We start from the raw sequence: 17,831 nt of genomic DNA, 5'->3' as shown, positions 1-17,831 counted from the left end.
AAGCATGGCCGAGGCCGTATTGGCGGCGAAGCGGTAGGAGCTTGCGCTTCTGCGACGCATCGAGGAACGCATTCTCTGGCTGGCCTCGTGGACGATCCACAACGCCAACCATCTGCGTGAAAGCCGCGACGGGCTGAAGGTCGGCGGCCACCAGGCGTCCTGCGCCTCGATGACCACCCTGATGACGGCGCTCTACATGAAGGCGTTGCGGCCGCAGGACCGCGTGGCCGTCAAGCCGCACGCCAGTCCGGTGTTTCACGCGATCCAGCATCTGTTCGGTCGCCAGAGCCTGGAGAAGCTCAAGGCCTTCCGCGCCCTGGGCGGCGCCCAGTCCTATCCCTCGCGCACCAAGGATACCGACGACGTCGACTTCTCGACCGGCTCGGTGGGCCTGGGCGTGGCCATGACCGCCTTCGCCTCGCTGGCCCAGGACTATCTGGCCGCGCGCGGCGCCGTGAAACCCGAGAAGATGGGACGGATGATCTCGCTGCTGGGCGACGCCGAGCTGGACGAAGGCAACATCTACGAGGCCCTGATCGAGGCCTGCAAGCACGACATCCGCAACACCTGGTGGATCGTCGACTACAACCGCCAGAGCCTGGACGCGACCACCCAGGACCGGATGTTCACCCGCTATGGCGAGATCTTCGAGGCCGCCGGCTGGACGGTCGAGACGCTGAAATGGTCCAGGCGCCAGCGCGAGGCCTTCGCCAAGCCAGGTGGCCCGGCGCTCCAGCAATGGATCGAAACCGCGCCCAACGACCTCTACGCGGCGCTCAGCTACCAGGGCGGCGCGGCCTGGCGCGAACGGCTGAACGCCGACCTGGCCGGCGACGCCGACGCCTTGAAGCTGATCGCGGCCTACAAGGACGTCGACCTGGGCGAGCTGATGACCGAGCTGGGCGGCCATTGCATGGAAACCATCCTGGAGGCCTTCGACAGGGCCAGCCAGGATGACGCGCCGCGTTTCTTCATCGCTTACACGGTCAAGGGCCTGCGCCTGCCGTTCCAGGGGCACAAGGACAACCATGCCGGCCTGATGACCGAGGCCCAGATCGCCGAACTGCGCGCGCGGCTGGGCGTGATCGAGGGCGAGGAATGGGATCCGCTGTCGGGTCTCTCGGCGGCCGAGCACACGGCTCTCAAGGGGCTGGTGGCCAGGGCGCCGTTCGCGGCCAATACCGAGCGCGAGCATGTCGCGCCGGCGATCCAGGCGCCATCCCCCGACGCCTTGCTGGCGGCCGTCTCCGGCGGGGGCGAACAGTCCACCCAGGCCGCCTTTGGCAAGGTGATGTTCGAGATCGCCCGCCGGGACGACGAATTCGCCGGCCGGGTGGTGACCACCTCGCCGGACGTCACGGTCTCGACCAATCTCGGCGGCTTCGTCAATCGTCGGGGCGTGTTCCAGCGGCGGGCGCACGACGACGTGTTCAAGCGTCGGCGCATACCGTCGGCCCAGGTGTGGTCCAAGGCCGAGACCGGCCAACATGTCGAACTGGGCATCGCCGAGAACAACCTGTTCATCGCCCTGGCGGCCCTGGGCCTGACCGCGCCATTGTTCGGCGAGCGGCTGTTCCCGGTCGGCACGCTCTACGATCCGTTCATCGCCCGGGGCCTGGATGCGCTGAACTACGCCTGCTACCAGGACGCCCGCTTCCTGCTGGTCGCCACGCCCAGCGGCCTGACCCTGGCCCCCGAAGGCGGCGCGCACCAGTCGATCGGCTCGCCGCTGATCGGCATGAGCCAGCCGGGCCTGGACAGCTACGAGCCGGCCTTCGCCGACGAGACGGCGGTGCTGATGGCGCACGCCTTCGACCGGATCCAGGCCAAGGACGGAGCCTCGACCTATCTGCGGCTGTCGACACGGGTGATCGCCCAGCCCGAGCGCGCCGACGACGCCTGGCGCCAGGGCGTCGTCGATGGAGCCTACTGGCTGCGTCCGCCGGCTCCCGACGCTCGGCTGGCCATCGCCTATGCCGGCGCACTGGCGCCGGAGGCGCTGGCGGCTTTCGAGGCGGTGCAGGAGGACGAACCGGGCGCGGGCCTTCTGGCGGTCACCTCGGCGGATGTCCTGCATCGCGACTGGACCGCCGCCGGCCGTTCGCGCTGGACGGACGGCGTTGCACGCCCCTCGAAGATCGAAGCCCTGCTGGCGCCGCTGTCCCGCGACGCGGGCCTGGTGACCGTGATCGACGGCGCGCCTTCGACCCTGTCCTGGCTGGGCTCGGTGCGCGGCATGCGGCTGCGCGCGCTGGGACTGGAGACCTTCGGCCAGTCCGGCGACCTGCCGGACCTCTACGCCCGATACCGCCTGGACGCCGACGCCATTCTGGACGCCTGCGCCGATCTGCTGCTCTAGGTCGGCGGCTTACAGCCCGTGCACGATCGTCATGCGGCGGATCAGGCCGTCCTCGAAGGTGAAGCGCAGGCGCACCCGGGTGTCCGACCACAGTCCGCCCTGGGCGTCGCGGACGGCGTACTGCGCGTGGACGATCGCCTGGTCCTCGCCCACTGGCGTGATGTCGATGATCCGGGCGTCGGCCTGCATCAGGGCGAACTGACGGCGGAAATAGTCGACCACTGTCTGGCGGCCGTGCAGCGCGCCGCCGTCCAGCAGGTCGGGCCATTCGACGTCCGCATGGAGGGCCCGGCCCAGGGCTTCGAGATCCCGTGCGTTGAAGGCGTCGTAGACCTCGGCCAGCAAGCGGCGGCGGGCGGGCATCGACTAGCCGATCCCGCCAGACGCGCGCCCGCCTTCGGCGTTCCAAGTCTTGGTCGGCGGAAAGGGCGGCTCCATCATCCGATCAGCTCCCGGGCTTGTAACCGGTCTCGACCTTCAGATAGGCGATCAGGTCGATGCGGTCCCTGGGATCGTGCAGGCCGGCGAAGGTCATCTTGGTGCCCGGCATGAACCCGCGGGGGTTGTCCAGCCACTTGTCGAGATGCTCGGCGTCCCAGTTGAAACCGGCGGCCGCGACGACGGGCGAGTACTTGTAGTCAGGCTTGCTGCCCGCCTTGCGTCCGAACACGCCGTACAGGTTGGGACCCGTCATGTTCGGACCGCCTTCGGTGATGGTGTGGCACGAACGGCAGAGGGCGAACTTGCTCTGCCCGTTCATCAGGTCGCCGGTGTTGTACGGAGCGGGAAGGGCGGCCAGCAGGGTCTGCTTCTGGGCGTCGGTCGGCGCCGCCGTGGGGCTCGAACTCGCCGATCCGCCGTCGGAAGTTCCCCCGCCGGGCTTCGAGCAACCGGTCAGAATGACGCAAACGACCGCCGCGGCGGCGAGATGAACCTGACGCATTCACGCGTTCCCAACTGACATTATGCCGCAAGCTGTGCGGCGCGGCGCCACATTCATTTTCTGGCCCAACTGTGGGCTTCGCATCCAATATATAACGTCGTTATCCGGTCAAGGTCTCGCCACGTTTCAGCGAACGCCCTGCGACAACGCGCGTTATCTCACAGAATGTAAAAGCAAAATGCCCAATTACAAACCGTGGGTATGCACATAAAAAATTGACCGGAATTAACCATAAACGTACCCAGAGAGCGCCGGAGGGGCTGCTCCGGCGACCGGGCAGGAAAACAAGATCATGGACTGGAACGAAGAGCGGACCGCCACGCTTCGCAAACTGTGGCTTGAGGGCATGAGCGCGAGCCAGGTGGCGCGCCAGTTGGGCGGCGTCAGCCGTAGCGCGGTGATCGGCAAGGTGCACCGTCTGGGCATCACGGTTCGCGAGGTTCCCACCCGTCAGCGCAGCGCGGTGCGCACCGCCGTTCGGGCCCAGCCCCGGACCCGCGCGGTTCGCGACGCCGCTCCCGCCCAACGCTCGGCGCTTCGCCTGCTCGAAATCGCCGAGATGGCGCCGACCGCGAACATCCTGGGCCTGGAGATCCATTCCTGCCGTTGGCCGATCGGCAATCCCGACTCCCACGACTTCGGCTTCTGCGGTCGCGAAAAGACCGCCCGCGGTTCCTACTGCGACGAGCACGCCCGCGGCGCCTTCCGCAAACTGGCCTCACCGTCCGAGGTGAAGGCTTGGGCTCGCCAGCCGGCCGCCCGCATCGAACACCACACCGCCTGACGCCAGCGCGAACCCAAGCACCAGGACATCCCCCATGAACATGGTCTTGATCGAGAACACCGCCGGCAGCAGCCAGGTGATCACCATCATCGAAGAGTTCGCCGGTCACTCGGTGTCGCGCGATCTCAATCCGGGCGAGCATACCCGCATCCCCGTCGGTCAATTCAAATCGATCGTCGTGCGCGAGACCTATCCCGACGACTGGTTGGCCCGGGCCCGTGCGCGCAACGCCACGATCCCCGACGCGATCGCCAGCTACGCGGCCTGATCCGCTTTCCGCCTCTTTCGAGAGCAAGCTATGCACGACCCCCGCGAACTTGCTCGCGGGGGTCGTTTCGTCTGGAACCCTATGGTTGACGTAGCGTTAGCCACGGTCGAACGATGTTCGCTGTCGTTCGCGCCAGGGGGAACGGCGTCGGGTTCCAAATGTATGCAAACGCCCGCATTCCGTTCGCGGGTAGGCGGAGCTGCGATTGTGTGCGGCTTGCGCGTGTGACATGAAGGCGCGCCATTTGGCGTGGGGGGAACCATGTCAGAGCAGAAGCAAGGGGAGGGGCGCGGTTTGCCGTTGCCGACCTATGTCAGCTATCTGATGTACCAGACCGAGCAGCACCGGCGCGCCCTCGCCGCCGACTGCATCGCGCAACACGGCTTGAGCTTCGCCAAGTGGGTGGCGCTGGCGTCGCTGGCGCGGTTCGGCGAGTGTTCGATGACCCGCTTGGCGCGGCTGTCGGCCGCTGATCGCACGACCTTGACCCGTTCGATCGACGGGTTGATCCGCGACGGTCTCGTCGAGCGCGGGACCCAGGCCTCCGACCGCCGCAAGGTGGTGGTGCGCCTGACCGCGGAAGGCCACGAGGTGCTAGGTCGCGTTCGGGAGGACATCCACCCGATCAACCAGGAAGTCTGCGCCGAGCTTACGGAGGAAGAGCAGGTCAACCTCGCGACCTATCTCCAGAAGATCCTCGGCGGACTGATCACCGAGCCGGAATGGAAGCACGAGGTGCTGTCGTTCGGACGCGGCTCGGTGGAGGCGGCCGCCAAGGCTAGCGCCTCGGCTTAGTCGTCGCCCTTCGGACGTCCGCGCAACGCCTTGACGCCCGCTCGCTTGCCCTTGGTCTCCAGCCGCTTGAGCTTGCTGGAATAGGTCGGCTTGGTCGGCCGGCGAGGCTTGGGCTTTTCCGTCGCCCGGCGGATCAGCTCGACGAGCCGGTCGCGGGCGTCCTGTCGGTTCATCTCCTGCGACCGGCTGCCCTGGGCGAACAGGACGATCACGCCGTCCTGGGTCAGCCGACTGCCGGCCAGGGCCTCGAGCCGCACCTTCACGTCGTCGGGCAGGGTGGGGGAGTTGCGCACGTCGAAGCGCAGCTCGATCGCCGTGCTGGTCTTGTTGACGTGCTGGCCGCCGGGACCCGAAGCGCGCATAGCCTTTTCGACGATCTCGTCGTCGTCGATCCGCAGCCACGAGGTGATCTCGATCATCGGACCACGCGCTTGGCCTTGACCACGGCGGTGTCCAGCGCCTGCAGGAACCTGGAGCGATCGGCGGGACCGAACGCCTTTGGGCCGCTGGTTGTCTCGCCCATCGAGCGCAGGTGCTCGCCGATCATCCGAGAGGCCAGGGCCGAGCCGATGGTGTCGACGGTGAACAGGCGGCCGGTGGTTCCAAGCGCCTGGCCGCCGGCCTTCAGCACTCGGTCGGCCAGCGGAATGTCGTTGGTGATCACCACGTCGCCGGGGCCGGCCCGCTCGGCGATCCAGTCGTCCGCTACGTCGGGGCCGGCATCGACCACGATCTGCTCGATGGCGAGCGTCTGAGGGACGCGGATCCAGCTGTTGGAGACCACGAAGGTCTTCAGGCCATAGCGGGCGGCGACCTTGTAGACCTCGTCCTTCACGGGGCAGGCGTCGGCGTCGATGTAGAGAACGGTCATGCGCCGTCTCGTAGCGCCTTCCCCAGCCGTTCGCCAAGCGCCGCCTAGAATCGGCTCGCGTCGAACAAGCCCCTCGCATCCTTGTCTTCGCCGTCCGAACCGAAGTTTCCGCCCAGGGTTTGGGCGCCGGTCGTGCTGTTGCACGCTTTCCAGACAAACGAAGGTTCTCCACAGCTTCACCTTGGGGGGCGACGATCCCGCCCTTGATTGATGGCTCGAGCGCATTAGCTATCAACCCGTGGAGCCGCCGTTGGCGCTCCTGCCCTTCCTGGGCGTTTCCTCCCTAATGACTGCCCGGCCTTTGCGCCGGGCATTTTTTTGGCCGTTTCGTGGCCCGGAGAGCCGTGGGGGGCGACGGCGTCGAAACACGCCGCAACACCGCGACAACATGGCGATGGGACGGTGCGCATGACCGCTTTCGGTCGCCGCCGCCTGGAGGACATGACGCCCATGACTTTCCCAAAGCTGTTCGGAACCGCCACGATCGCCTTCGCCGCCTTGAGCCTGGCCGCCGCCGCCCCCGCTTCGGCCCGTGAGCGTGACATGCGCCACCGCCATGAGCACAGGGTCTGCAAGTGGGAGCGTCATCACGGCCACAAGCAGAAGGTCTGCCGCTGGGTGCATAACTAAGGCCGTGTCCGGGCGGGGCGGGCGCCCGGATATTCCTTACGGGTCATAGTTTGATCGACGCGCTCCGACGCGCGCCGTAAACTCGGAGTTCAAGCGATCCCGCCGCCGTGAACTCGGCGGTCGCACTGGAGACCGGGTATGGACAAGGCCGAAATCAATCGCGTCGTCGAGCGACACAAGGCCGAGCAGGAGGCCCTCGATCAGCGCCTGGAAGCCCTGCGCAGCGGCAAGCTGCAAGTGGGGTCGCCGACCGAGGACGGCGGCGTGCGAGATGAGACCCACGCTCACATCAGCGAACTGGAGCGCCTGCGCCAGTGGCTGGCCGAGAACGTCGCCCGCTACGAGGCGCTGCTGGGCGCTTGAGCCTCGGCCTTCGCACCCAGGTCCCGCTTCTTGGGATAGACGATCATCGCCTTGATGGGGGAATGGTGCCGGATGCAGGGATCGAACCCGCGACCTTCGGTTTACAAAACCGCTGCACTACCGCTGTGCTAATCCGGCCCACCGCTTGCCGAACGGGGCGTTCTCCTTAGCCGCAAGGGCGGGGGCAGGGCAAGGGCGGCCGCAACGTCGTCCATTGCCGCGCCATCAAAGCAAGCTAAGGTGGTTCCAAACAATCGTTTGGAGGGGCGGATGCGGATTCGGCTGACGATGGCGGCGGCGTTGGCGATCGCCCTGGCTCCGATAACGGCGCACGCAGCGCCCGAGTCCGCGCCGGCCGCGATCCTGGCTCTGGAAAGGCCCGACGCCGCGGGCTTCTCGCCCGAGCGCCTCAAGCGCCTGGACGGCTACATGCAGGGACTCGTCGACCAGGGACACCTGCCGGGCGCGATCACCCTGGTCGCCCGCCACGGCAAGGTCGTCAGCTACCAAACCTTCGGCAAGACGGCGATCGGCGGGAAGCCGATGACCAGGGATACGATCTTCCGGATCTATTCCCAGACCAAGCCGGTGACCGGCGTGGCCATGATGATCCTGTTCGAGGAGGGGCGGTGGCGCCTCGACGATCCGGTGACCAAGTTCGTGCCCGAACTGGCCAACCTGCAGGTCTACAAGGGCCAGAACCCGGACGGGACCTTCATCACCGAGCCGGCGGCGCGACCGCCGACCCTGCGCGAGATCATGAGCCACACCGGCGGCTTCGCCTACGGCCTGCGCACGGATCAGCCGGTGGAGAAGGCCTATCGCGACAGCGGGCTGCTGGGCTCCAAGACCCAGGCCGAGTTCCTGACCGCCCTGGCCAAGCTGCCCCTGGCGAGCCAGCCGGGGACCGAATGGCGCTACAGCGTCTCGGTCGACCTCCAGGGGCTGATCGTCGAGCGGCTGTCGGGCATGAGCCTGGCCGACTTCATGAAGAGCCGCATCTTCGACCCGCTGAAGATGACCGACACCGCCTTCTGGGTTCCGGCCGCCAAGAGCGATCGTCTGGCGGCGCTCTACATGATCGATCCCAAGGCGCGGAAACGGGTTCCGGCCGACGGCTTCATGGTGCTGGACGTCAGCAAGCCGCCGGCGATCGCCTCGGGCGGCGGCGGACTGGTCTCGACCACGGCCGATTACGCCCGGTTCGCCCAGATGCTGCTGAACGGCGGCGAGCTGGACGGCGCCCGCATCCTGGCGCCCGGTACGATCGAGCTGATGGCCTCCAACCACTTGACCGACATCGTGATGGCCGTTCCTGACGCGGCGTTTTCGCCGGCCAAGGGCGAGGGCTTTGGACTCGACTTTGCGGTGGTCACTGACCCGGCCCGGGCCGGCACGTTGCGCGGCAAGGGGACCTACAGCTGGGGCGGCGCGGCCGGCACCTGGTTTTGGATCGACCCGAAGAACGACCTTTTCATGCTGGGCATGATCCACATCCTGGGCAAGGACGCCGATCCGGCCCTGGCCCATATCGACGAGAACGCCGCGACGCTGGTCTACCAGGCCCTGGTCGACCCGGCGAAGTGACAACGGGAACGCGCCCGGCCCCGAGCATGCTGGGGAGCCGGAGTCATCGACCCGCCCTTCGACATCACCCAACGGCTGGGCGCGCTTGGCGTCGGCCGCCATTCCGAGAGGCCGCGACCATGATGCAGAACCTGTTTTCCCTGAAGGGCCGCGTGGCCCTGGTCACCGGCGGTTCGCGCGGGATCGGTAAGATGATCGCCGAGGGCTTCCTGACCTATGGCGCGCGCCGCGTGTACGTCTCGGCCCGCAAGGCCGCCGCCTGCGACGCGACCGCCGAGGAACTGTCGGCGATCGGCGAATGTGTCTCCCTGCCGGCCGACGTTTCGACTCTGGAAGGCATCAACGGGCTGGTGGCGCGGATCGCCGAGCGCGAGGACAAGCTGGACATCCTGGTCAACAACGCCGGCGCGGCCTGGGGCGCCGAGTTCGACACCTTTCCCGAGAGCGGCTGGGACAAGGTGGTGGACCTGAACATGAAGACGCCGTTCTTCCTGACCCAGGCGCTGATCGGCCATCTGCGGGCGGCGGGCAAGGAGCATGTGGCCAAGGTGATCAATATCGCCTCGATCGACGGCCAGTCGGTGACGACCGACGAAACCTATCCCTATGGCGCCTCCAAGGCCGGCCTGCTGCACATGACCAAGCGCATGGCGTTGCGCCTGGCGGCGGACAATATCGCGGTCAGCTGCATCGCGCCGGGGGCCTTCGCCTCGGACATGAACAAGGTGGCCCGCGACCATGCCGACGCGGTCGCCAAGATGATCCCGGCCGGCCGGATCGGCACGACCGAGGACATGGCGGGCGCGGCGATCTATCTGGCTTCGCGGGCCGGGGACTATGTGACGGGGTCGGCCGTCACCGTGGACGGCGGGGTCAGCTTCGCGCGCTGAAGCTGCTTTTGGGGACAGGCGCCTGCGTCTGTCCCCAAACCGTAGCTAGGGCTTGCCGGGTGAGGGGAAGCCCCCCAGTTCGGCCGGCTCGGCGTCGCTGAGCTCGACCCCGGCGTTGGCGCCGCAGCCCACCGGCTTGGGCGGGCGGGCGCCGCGCTCGCGGGCCGACATCAGGGCCCAGCCGCCGGGCTTGAGGATCTCCAGCGGCGAGAAGCGGGCCTTGTAGGCCATCTTCTCGCTGCCGGGCACCCAGTAGCCCAGATAGACGTAGGGCAGGCCGTTCAGCTGGGCCTGCAGGATGTGGTCCAGGATGATGAACGAGCCCAGGCTGCGCTTGGTCAGGCTGGGGTCGTAGAAGCTGTAGACCAGCGACAGGCCGTCGGCGAGCACGTCGACCAGCACGCAGGCGATCAGGTCGCCCGGCCCGCGGTCCTGCGAGCGCAGGCGGTATTCGATCAGATGGGTGCGGACCGCGGTGTCCTCGACCATGGCCACGTAGTCGGGCCAGGTCATCTCGGCCATGCCGCCGTCGGCGTGGCGGGTCAGCAGGTAGCGACGCAAGAGCTCGAACTGCTCCAGCGTGGCCTCGGCCTCGACCAGGTGGCGTTCCAGGTCGGTGTTGCGGGTCAGCACCTTGCGTTCCGAGCGCGAGAAGACGTAGTCGGCGGCCGCGGCGCGAGCCGACTGGCAGGCGCGGCAGGTCTCGCAGGCGGGCCGGTAGGCGATGTTCTGCGAGCGACGGAAGCCGACCTGGGTCAGGCTGTCATTGACCGTCGGGCCGTCGGACAGCGGCAGGTGGGCGAAGACCTTGCGCTCCTCGCGGCCGGGCAGGTAGGGGCAAGGCGTGGGCGCCGTGAGGAAGAAGCGCAGCTGTCGCGTCGGAAAATGCTGCGTCACGGAAAGCGTCCGTTCCTCTAGTGGCCTCGCCCTCGAAATCGGGTCGATAAGGGATTAGGCGGCATCCGCGGCGGTTGCGCAAGCGCCGCGACGCCGCTGAGCGTCATCACGCCGCAGGCTGCGTCAAAGGCCATCGGGCAGCACCGGCTTTTCGCGCAGGAGCACGATCGAGATTCGGCGGTTGCCGGGCAGGGTGGGGTCGTCCGCGTACAGCGGCTCGGAATTGGCCTTGCCCGAGACCTGATAGATGCGGTCCTCGTCGACCCCGGCGCCGCGCAGCACCTGGCGCGAGGCGTCGGCGCGCTCGGCCGACAGGGCCCAGTCGCTGTCGGCGCGCTTGCCGGCGGCGCTGGCGCTGGTGTGGCCCGAGATGGTGATGCGGTTGGGCAGCTGGTTGATCACCTTGGCCACGGCGCGCAGCAGGATGCGGGCGCGGTCGTTGGGCTCGCGCGAGTTCTCCTTGAACATCGAGCGGCCGTCCTGGTCGATCAGCTGGATGCGCAGGCCCTCGGGGGTCTGGTCGATCATGATCTGCTTGGACAGCTCGGCCAGTTCCGGCATGTCCTGCAGCGACTGGCGCAGCGACTGGGCGGCCGAGGCGAAGCTGTCCTGCTCCTTCTTGGCCAGGGCGTCGCGCAGGGCCTGCTCGCTGGCGGAGTCGAGGCTGGCCGAGGTCGAGCTCTGGCCGTCCTTGTCGGTCTCGGTGGGGGCTTCGGGAGCCATCTGCTGGATCACCGACATCTTGCCGTCGGCCTTGGCGCCGTCGTCGCCCAGCGAGGTGCCGCCCAGGATGCCGCCCGAGCCGCTGGTGCTGGACGAGATCGAGGCCGGGGCGAAATAGTCGGCGATGCCCTGCTTCTGTTCGGGGCTGGTGGTGTTGAGCAGCCACATCAGCAGGAAGAAGGCCATCATCGCGGTCACGAAGTCGGCATAGGCCACCTTCCAGGCGCCACCGTGGTGCCCACCGCCGACGACCTTCTTGACCTTCTTGATGACGATCGGCTGTTCGCCGCTGACGGCCATTGCGCTTAAGCCTGCTTAACCCTGTTCGGACGAACCTGACGGCTGGACGTTAAAATGCCGTTGCGATCGGGGCCGCGAAGGGCGATGGACGGCCGCTGCCATGAGGAGTTTCGCGGATGAAGACGGCGTTTATCGGCCTGGGCGTGATGGGTTTTCCGATGGCCGGCCACCTGAAGGCCGCGGGCCACGCGGTGACCGTGTTCAACCGCAGTCCCGACAAGGCCGCGCGCTGGGTCGAGCGGCACGGCGGCGCCAGCCGGCCGACCATCGCCGAGGCGGTGGCGGGGGCGGAGCTGGTCTGCCTGTGCGTGGGCAATGACGACGACGTGCGCGACGTCGTGGCGCAGGTGTTGCCGGCCATGGCGGAGGGCGGGGTGATCGTCGACCACACCACGACCTCGGCGACCGTGGCGCGCGAGATGGACGCCGCGGCCCGCGCGGTCGGCCGAGGGTTCGTCGACGCCCCGGTGTCGGGCGGCCAGGCCGGGGCCGAGAACGGCCAGCTGACGATCATGGCCGGCGGCGACCCGGTCGCCTACGCCCGGGTCGAGCCGGTGCTGACGGCCTACGCCAAGGCCATCCGCCTGCTGGGGCCGTCGGGCGCGGGCCAGCTGACCAAGATGTGCAACCAGATCGCCATCGCCGGCGTGGTCCAGGGCGTGGCCGAGGCGCTGCACTTCGCCAAGCGCGCCGGCCTGCCGACCGACGACGTGCTGGCCGCCATCTCCAAGGGCGCGGCCCAGTCGTGGCAGATGGAGAACCGCTGGAAGACCATGGCGGAGGGCCGGTTCGACTTCGGCTTCGCGGTGGACTGGATGCGCAAGGACCTGGGCATCGCCCTGGCCGAGGCGGCGGCCAACGGCGCCAACCTGCAGGCCACGGCGATGATCGACGGCTTCTACGGCGAGGTGCAGGCGATGGGTGGTCATCGGTGGGACACCTCCAGTTTGGTGGCGCGGTTGGAGAGGTAGGAGGCGGCGCAAGCCCCCTCCGGCCCTTCGGGCCACCTCCTCCAGAGGGGGAGGATCTGATCGGCGAACGCCGCACCGCGTAGATGCTCCCCCTCTGGGGAGCTGTCGGCCCTCCGGACCGGCCTCTGGCCGGCCGCAGGATAAACTCCGCCGACTGAGGGGGCCTTTGGCAGGCACGATCTCCCGTCCTCACGCGGCTGGCCGCTGAGTTGATGGAAAGGGTCGCGGAGCGCCGGACATCGTCCGGAGTTTGAAAAAGAATACCGTTTCGACGAAGCCCGATCGCTCCGCGCGGTCGTTGTCCGGAAGCGTGCAACGCCGAGCCCTGTTAGGGCCTCGCCGCCTTGAAGCCTCCGACGGGCGGGCCAGGTCAACGACACCCGGTCCCGGACCGCGAGCGCGTCACCGCCCGCCTGTTGCTAAGTCAGCCCTTGCATCACGTCGTATCTGTATAACAGGCCCGACCGGCACCAGAGACGCAAGGTTTGGTCCCGTCCTTACGCACGCGGACAGCACCGCCGACAGAGCTTCCCGCTCGATCGCCCCCCGCCGCCGCATCGGTCGCTGGCCATGCGCCCTTTCCCTGCGTCGAGGTGAGAGCAGGATAAGTCCTCCGGGAAGGGCGGGGATCAAATCGGGTCGAGAAAGTTCAGGGCGTTGATTTTGCTAGGGTTCATCCCCGCCACCCCGAGGATAAGCGCCCCCTGCTGGGGACACGCCGCAAGGGCGTGTCCCCGCGCGAGAAGGCGGGGACAGGCACGCAGGGCAAGGCTCAACAGGCTTGCCGAAACCTTGGGGTGCGTGCCTGTCCCCTAAGTCGTCCACGGCGTTGGATCATGCGTCCCCAAGAGCGGTTCAAGGCAGGACTCAGCGGATCAAGGAGGGGACACGCACTCACACCAAAGGCCCTGCAAACCATCCAGCGCATCGCCGTGAGTGCGCGTCCCCGGCATGTTCAAAATCCCGGAGCGGCCTCTCGGCCGTCCGGGACTTCGTTTCGCCAGGGTGGCCGCCGGTTCTAGATGTAGCGGCGCAGCGAGCGGGCCAGTTCGGTCGGGCCCGACTTCTTCTTCGTCTGCTGCGGCTGGTAGGCGATGCGGGCGTGCTCGCCGCAATAGGGGCCTTCCGACGAGCGGCGGCCGCAGAAGGTGAAGCCGTCGGTCGACGGGTCGCCGATCGGCCACTTGCACATGTGGGCGCCCAGGGTCAGCACGGTGGCCGAGCCCGGCTCCTCGGCGCGGAACGCCGGGACCGACGGCTGCTGGGCCACGGCCGGCAGCGGCGCGGGCTCGGCGGCGATCACCCGGCGCGGGGCCGAGGGCATCGTCGTGGCGGCCGGGCGCGCCGGACGCGGAGCCTTGAAGGCCGGGCGGGCCGGCTGCGACGGCGCGGCGCGGCCCGACAGGCCCAGGCGGTGCACCTTGCCGATCACGGCGTTGCGCGTGACGCCGCCCAGCTGTTTGGCGATCTGACTGGCCGAAAGGCCGTCCAGCCAGAGCTTCTTCAAGGTGGTGACCCGTTCGTCAGTCCAGCTCATTGCCCATCTCCGCCTTAAAAAGAGTCCAAAGCGGGTTTCCCCGACTCGCTTCGACCCCTACATCTGGTGTACGGACGACCCCGCCGGCCGCTCGCCTACTAGATAGTGTAAAGAATACGTTAAAACACACAATAGGCGCCAAGGGCTCTGTCCACAGAAACAACATATTGATTCTGCCGGAGCGCCGCTTGCGCCGCAGCCGCCTCGGGCGCACATGCGCAGGGCGCAGCTGATCCAGGGCCTTGGCGGAGCCAAGCCCTCGGGCAGTTCGATCGAGACCTTCAGGACGCCAGGCCCATGAAAGACGTGACGGCTTCCGTCATCCCCCCGCAGCCGCGCGACTATCACGGCTGGAACTGGAGCGGGTTCTTCACCCTGTACCAGCGCGAGATCCGCCGCTTCTGGAAGGTGGGCACCCAGACGGTGGCCGCCCCGGTGGTGACGACCCTGCTCTACATGCTGGTGTTCGTGGTGGCGGTGGGCGCCAGCCGGCCGGCGGTGGGCGGGGTGACCTTCGGCCATTTCGTGGCCCCGGGCCTGATCATGATGGCCATCCTCAACAACGCCTTCGCCAACTCGTCCTCGTCGCTGATCCAGGCCAAGATGATGGGCCTGACGCCGGACTTCCTGACCCCGCCGCTGTCGCCGCTGGAGCAGGTGGCGGCGTTCGGCCTGGGGGCGGCGACGCGCGGCATCGTGGTCGGGGCGGTGACGGCCCTGGTGATCGGCGTGCTGCCCGGCGCGGGCCTGCAGGTCAGCCACCTGTGGGCGATCGTCTATTTCGCGGTCGGCGCCTCGGTCATCCTGGGCCTGGCAGGCGTGCTGGCCGGCCTGTGGTCGGAAAAGTTCGACCAGCTGGCGGCGGTGACCAACTTCGTGATCATGCCCATGACCTTCCTGTCGGGCACCTTCTACCTGGTCGACAAGCTGCCCGAGCCGTTCCGCTCGGCCAGCCACTTCAACCCGTTCTTCTATCTGATCGACGGCTTCCGCTACGGCTTCATCGGCCACGCCGACGGTTCGGTGGCGATCGGGGCGGTGGTCACGGCGGCCCTGTCGGTGGGGCTGTTCCTGTGGTGCTGGGGACTTTTCCGGACCGGATACCGGCTGAAGAGCTAGATTCCGCCGCCGCGCCGCCGATGTGACCGCAAACAGTGTGGCGCAACCGTCCCTGACACCCAAAATTCACCCGGGCTTTGTTGACAGGGCCCGGATACGCGCCGACAACCCTGGGCCTTCCGGTCCCCGTGCTTTCGAGCACGGGGGCTTCTTTCCTTTTTGGGAGGCCGTCTTGAGCACGTCGACGTCGTCTAGCCCCGCGCAACACCACATCATGGGCGTCTACAACCGCGCCCCGCTGGCGTTCGAGCGAGGCCGAGGCGCGCGCCTGTTCTCGACCACCGGCGAGGAATATCTGGACTGCGTGGCCGGCATCGCCACCTGCGGCCTGGGCCACGCCCATCCGGTGCTGGTCGACGCGCTGAAGACCCAGGGCGAGAAGCTCTGGCACGTCTCCAACATCTACACGATCCCCGAGCAGGAGGCGCTGGCCGACCGGCTGTGCGCGGCCACCTTCGCCGACGTGGTGTTCTTCACCAATTCGGGCACCGAGGCGATCGAGTGCGCCCTGAAGGCCGCCCGCCGCTACCACGTGGTCAACGGGCAGCCCGAGCGGGTCGACATCATCGGCTTCGACGGCTCGTTCCACGGCCGCTCGTACGCGGCGGTCAACGCCTCGGGCAACGCCGGCTACCTGGACGGCTTTGGGCCGCGCCTGCCGGGCTATGTCCAGCTGCCGTTCGGCGACTGGGACGCCCTGAAGGCCGCCATCGGCCCGACCACGGCCGGCGTGATCATCGAGCCGGTGCAGGGCGAGGGCGGGGCGCGGGCCCTGACCGACGCCCAGCTGAACGCGCTGCGCCAGATCACCCGCGACGCCGGCGTCCTGCTGATCTTCGACGAGGTGCAGAGCGGCATGGGCCGGACCGGCAAGCTGTTCGCCCACGAGTGGGCCAGCGACGCCGCGCCGGACATCATGGCGGTGGCCAAGGCCCTGGGCGGCGGCTTCCCGGTCGGCGCGTGCCTGGCCTCCACCGAGGGCGCGCGCGGCATGACCCCGGGCGTCCACGGCTCGACCTACGGCGGCAACCCGCTGGCCATGGCGGTGGGCAAGGCGGCGTTCGACGCGATCAACACCGACGAGATCCTCGACAACGTCAAGACCGTCGCCGGCTTCTTCACCCAGCAGCTGAACGGCCTCAAGGACCGCTTCCCGGACGTCATCGTCGACATCCGCGGCAAGGGCCTGCTGATCGGGATCAAGGTCGTGCCGAACAATCGCGAGTTCATGGTCCTGGCCCGCGACCAGAAGCTGCTGATCGCCGGCGGCGGCGACAATTGCGTGCGCCTGCTGCCGCCGCTGAACCTGACGGTCGAGGAAGCCTCCGAAGCCATCGCCAAGCTCGAAAAGGCCTGCGAGGCCGCTCGGACCAAAGCCGCCGCCTGACCGGCCGCGATCGATCAAACCGCTCGTTCCGGCGCGGCCGGGACGGGCGGGCAGGGGGATTTGCCATGACTGAGCCCAGACACTTCATCGACCTGTGGAAGCTCGACGGGCCGACGCTGCGCCTGATGCTGGAGGACGCCAAGGCCCGCAAGGCCGCCCGCGCCGGTTGGCCCAGGGGCCGCGTCGACGCCGACGCACCGGCCAAGGACCGCGTGCTGGCGATGATCTTCCAGAAGAACTCGACCCGCACCCGTTTCTCGTTCGACGCGGCGATCCGCCAGTTGGGCGGCGACGCGATCATCTCGACCTCGGCCGACATGCAGCTGGGTCGCGGCGAGACCATCGAGGACACCGCCAAGGTGCTGTCGCGGATGGTCGACGCGGTGATGATCCGCGCCAACAGCCACGCCGACGTCGAGCGCTTCGCCCAGGTCGCCACCGTGCCGGTGATCAACGGCCTGACCGACAAGAGCCACCCGTGCCAGGTCATGGCCGATCTTCTCACGATCGAGGAGCACCGCGGCGACGTCGGCGGCAAGACCATCGCCTGGGTCGGCGACGGCAACAACATGTGCTCCAGCTTCATCCACGCCGCCCCGCTGCTGGGCTTCAAGCTGAACATCGCCTGCCCGGCGGTCTATCACCCGGATCTGGTCGACCTGGCCCGCGCCCAGGAGCGCCAGGGCCAGATCGTCATGACCGACGACCCGCGCGAGGCCGTGCGCGGCGCCGACGTGGTCGTGGCCGACACCTGGGTGTCGATGGGCGACACCGACCACGACGAGCGGCTGGCGGCGCTGGAACCCTACCAGGTCGACGATGCCCTGATGGACCTGTCCAAGCCTGACGGCGTCTTCCTGCACTGCCTGCCGGCCCACCGCGGCGAGGAGGTCACCGACAGCGTGCTGGACGGCCCGCGCTCGCTGGTGTGGGACGAGGCGGAGAACCGCATCCACGCCCAGAAGTCGGTCCTGGCCTGGTGCTTCGGGGCGATCGGCTAGGCCATGGCCAGGATCGAGTTCAACAAGCAGAAGCGCGACGCCTTGCTCGACAAGCTGACGCGCTATCTGGACCGCGAGCTCGACTGCGAGGCCAGCCCGCTGCAGGCCGGCTTCCTGCTGGACTTCATCTCCGAGCAGATGGGACCGTACTACTATAACCAGGGCGTCCAGGACGCTCAGGCTCTGTTCCGCGAGAAGCTGGAAGACGCGGTCTACGAGATCGAGAAACCGTTCGCGGATTGAGCGGCTAACACTTGCCCCCACCTGGCGACTACGTCGCCTGTCCGCCCCCACAGGGGGCGGAGCCGCTCTTCCCCCTGTGGGGGAAGACGGCCGCGCAGCGGCCCGTAGGGGGCAGGTGATCGTCGCACCCCCTCGCAATTTTCGCCGAACCGCCTATCTAACC

Annotated in this window: 20 protein-coding genes and 1 tRNA gene; 13 read left to right on the top strand and 8 right to left on the bottom strand. The window is 68.0% G+C overall.

Features of this window, described 5'->3' with window-relative positions; genetic code table 11:
• Positions 1 to 49: 49 nt before the first annotated feature.
• Positions 50 to 2,359, top strand: coding sequence for a transketolase (locus EV278_RS15845; protein WP_243692218.1), 2,310 nt, complete (start codon positions 50 to 52; stop codon positions 2,357 to 2,359).
• A 9-nt stretch (positions 2,360 to 2,368) separates the two neighbouring features.
• Here EV278_RS15845 and EV278_RS15840 read toward each other — a convergent pair whose 3' ends face one another.
• Together EV278_RS15840 and EV278_RS15835 are read right to left on the bottom strand one after the other, a co-directional pair.
• Positions 2,369 to 2,722 (bottom strand): nuclear transport factor 2 family protein, encoded by a 354-nt coding sequence (locus EV278_RS15840; RefSeq protein WP_132093426.1) that lies wholly within the window; start codon positions 2,720 to 2,722, stop codon positions 2,369 to 2,371.
• A gap of 82 nt (positions 2,723 to 2,804) precedes the next feature.
• Positions 2,805 to 3,302 carry a cytochrome c family protein gene (locus EV278_RS15835; protein WP_132093423.1) on the bottom strand — a complete coding sequence of 166 codons (498 nt, stop codon included), beginning with the start codon at positions 3,300 to 3,302 and terminating at the stop codon, positions 2,805 to 2,807.
• A gap of 292 nt (positions 3,303 to 3,594) precedes the next feature.
• Between EV278_RS15835 and EV278_RS15830 the strand changes: the two genes are divergently transcribed.
• From EV278_RS15830 to EV278_RS15820, 3 genes are all read left to right on the top strand, one after another.
• A complete protein-coding gene (locus tag EV278_RS15830; protein WP_132093421.1) occupies positions 3,595 to 4,086 on the top strand; it encodes a GcrA family cell cycle regulator in 492 nt (163 codons plus the stop codon).
• Between the two features lie 34 nt (positions 4,087 to 4,120).
• On the top strand, positions 4,121 to 4,354 hold the full coding sequence (locus EV278_RS15825; RefSeq protein ID WP_057183553.1) for a hypothetical protein: 234 nt from the start codon (positions 4,121 to 4,123) through the stop codon (positions 4,352 to 4,354).
• Between the two features lie 261 nt (positions 4,355 to 4,615).
• A complete protein-coding gene (locus EV278_RS15820) occupies positions 4,616 to 5,149 on the top strand; it encodes a MarR family transcriptional regulator (RefSeq protein ID WP_132093419.1) in 534 nt (177 codons plus the stop codon).
• Here EV278_RS15820 and arfB read toward each other — a convergent pair.
• Together arfB and EV278_RS15810 are read right to left on the bottom strand one after the other, a co-directional pair.
• Positions 5,146 to 5,568, bottom strand: coding sequence for an alternative ribosome rescue aminoacyl-tRNA hydrolase ArfB (gene arfB / locus EV278_RS15815; protein ID WP_132093416.1), 423 nt, complete (start codon positions 5,566 to 5,568; stop codon positions 5,146 to 5,148). The genes EV278_RS15820 and arfB overlap by 4 nt on opposite strands.
• Positions 5,565 to 6,020: a YaiI/YqxD family protein gene (locus EV278_RS15810; RefSeq protein ID WP_132093413.1), complete on the bottom strand. Its 456-nt coding sequence runs from the start codon at positions 6,018 to 6,020 to the stop codon at positions 5,565 to 5,567. Before EV278_RS15810 ends, arfB begins: the two co-directional genes overlap by 4 nt.
• Before the next feature lie 408 nt (positions 6,021 to 6,428).
• Between EV278_RS15810 and EV278_RS15805 the strand changes: the two genes are divergently transcribed.
• Positions 6,429 to 6,650 (top strand): hypothetical protein, encoded by a 222-nt coding sequence (locus EV278_RS15805; protein ID WP_132093410.1) that lies wholly within the window; start codon positions 6,429 to 6,431, stop codon positions 6,648 to 6,650.
• 138 nt (positions 6,651 to 6,788) lie between these two features.
• Positions 6,789 to 7,013 (top strand): hypothetical protein, encoded by a 225-nt coding sequence (locus EV278_RS15800; RefSeq protein WP_132093407.1) that lies wholly within the window; start codon positions 6,789 to 6,791, stop codon positions 7,011 to 7,013.
• A 63-nt stretch (positions 7,014 to 7,076) separates the two neighbouring features.
• Here the strand turns inward: EV278_RS15800 and EV278_RS15795 are convergent.
• A tRNA-Thr gene (locus EV278_RS15795) sits at positions 7,077 to 7,151 on the bottom strand.
• Between the two features lie 132 nt (positions 7,152 to 7,283).
• Here EV278_RS15795 and EV278_RS15790 point away from each other — a divergent pair.
• Both EV278_RS15790 and EV278_RS15785 read left to right on the top strand, forming a co-directional pair.
• Positions 7,284 to 8,600: a serine hydrolase domain-containing protein gene (locus tag EV278_RS15790; protein ID WP_132093404.1), complete on the top strand. Its 1,317-nt coding sequence runs from the start codon at positions 7,284 to 7,286 to the stop codon at positions 8,598 to 8,600.
• A 122-nt stretch (positions 8,601 to 8,722) separates the two neighbouring features.
• Complete coding sequence (locus EV278_RS15785) at positions 8,723 to 9,490, top strand: SDR family oxidoreductase (RefSeq protein ID WP_132093603.1); 768 nt, start codon at positions 8,723 to 8,725, stop codon at positions 9,488 to 9,490.
• Positions 9,491 to 9,535: 45 nt separating this feature from the next.
• On the opposite strand, the gene EV278_RS15780 is transcribed toward EV278_RS15785, so the two are convergent.
• Together EV278_RS15780 and EV278_RS15775 are read right to left on the bottom strand one after the other, a co-directional pair.
• The gene (locus EV278_RS15780) at positions 9,536 to 10,387 is read right to left on the bottom strand and encodes an arginyltransferase (protein WP_132093401.1); all 852 of its coding nucleotides are present in this window, start codon (positions 10,385 to 10,387) and stop codon (positions 9,536 to 9,538) included.
• A gap of 123 nt (positions 10,388 to 10,510) precedes the next feature.
• A complete protein-coding gene (locus EV278_RS15775) occupies positions 10,511 to 11,410 on the bottom strand; it encodes a flagellar motor protein MotB (RefSeq protein WP_132093398.1) in 900 nt (299 codons plus the stop codon).
• A 116-nt stretch (positions 11,411 to 11,526) separates the two neighbouring features.
• On the opposite strand from EV278_RS15775, the gene EV278_RS15770 reads away from it, so the two are divergent.
• On the top strand, positions 11,527 to 12,381 hold the full coding sequence (locus tag EV278_RS15770; protein WP_132093395.1) for an NAD(P)-dependent oxidoreductase: 855 nt from the start codon (positions 11,527 to 11,529) through the stop codon (positions 12,379 to 12,381).
• A gap of 1,018 nt (positions 12,382 to 13,399) precedes the next feature.
• On the opposite strand, the gene EV278_RS15765 is transcribed toward EV278_RS15770, so the two are convergent.
• Positions 13,400 to 13,918 (bottom strand): GcrA family cell cycle regulator, encoded by a 519-nt coding sequence (locus EV278_RS15765; RefSeq protein ID WP_132093392.1) that lies wholly within the window; start codon positions 13,916 to 13,918, stop codon positions 13,400 to 13,402.
• Between the two features lie 297 nt (positions 13,919 to 14,215).
• Between EV278_RS15765 and EV278_RS15760 the strand changes: the two genes are divergently transcribed.
• From EV278_RS15760 to EV278_RS15745, 4 genes are all read left to right on the top strand, one after another.
• Positions 14,216 to 15,037 carry an ABC transporter permease gene (locus EV278_RS15760; protein WP_132093389.1) on the top strand — a complete coding sequence of 274 codons (822 nt, stop codon included), beginning with the start codon at positions 14,216 to 14,218 and terminating at the stop codon, positions 15,035 to 15,037.
• Positions 15,038 to 15,209: 172 nt separating this feature from the next.
• Complete coding sequence (locus EV278_RS15755; RefSeq protein ID WP_132093386.1) at positions 15,210 to 16,424, top strand: aspartate aminotransferase family protein; 1,215 nt, start codon at positions 15,210 to 15,212, stop codon at positions 16,422 to 16,424.
• A 65-nt stretch (positions 16,425 to 16,489) separates the two neighbouring features.
• Positions 16,490 to 17,425: an ornithine carbamoyltransferase gene (argF, locus tag EV278_RS15750; protein ID WP_132093383.1), complete on the top strand. Its 936-nt coding sequence runs from the start codon at positions 16,490 to 16,492 to the stop codon at positions 17,423 to 17,425.
• Positions 17,426 to 17,428: 3 nt separating this feature from the next.
• Positions 17,429 to 17,668 (top strand): DUF2164 domain-containing protein, encoded by a 240-nt coding sequence (locus EV278_RS15745; RefSeq protein ID WP_132093380.1) that lies wholly within the window; start codon positions 17,429 to 17,431, stop codon positions 17,666 to 17,668.
• Positions 17,669 to 17,831: the final 163 nt, after the last annotated feature.

The sequence above is a fragment of the Caulobacter sp. BK020 genome, assembly GCF_004342605.1.
Lineage (GTDB): Bacteria > Pseudomonadota > Alphaproteobacteria > Caulobacterales > Caulobacteraceae > Caulobacter.
This window is presented reverse-complemented; position numbering and strand designations above follow the sequence as displayed.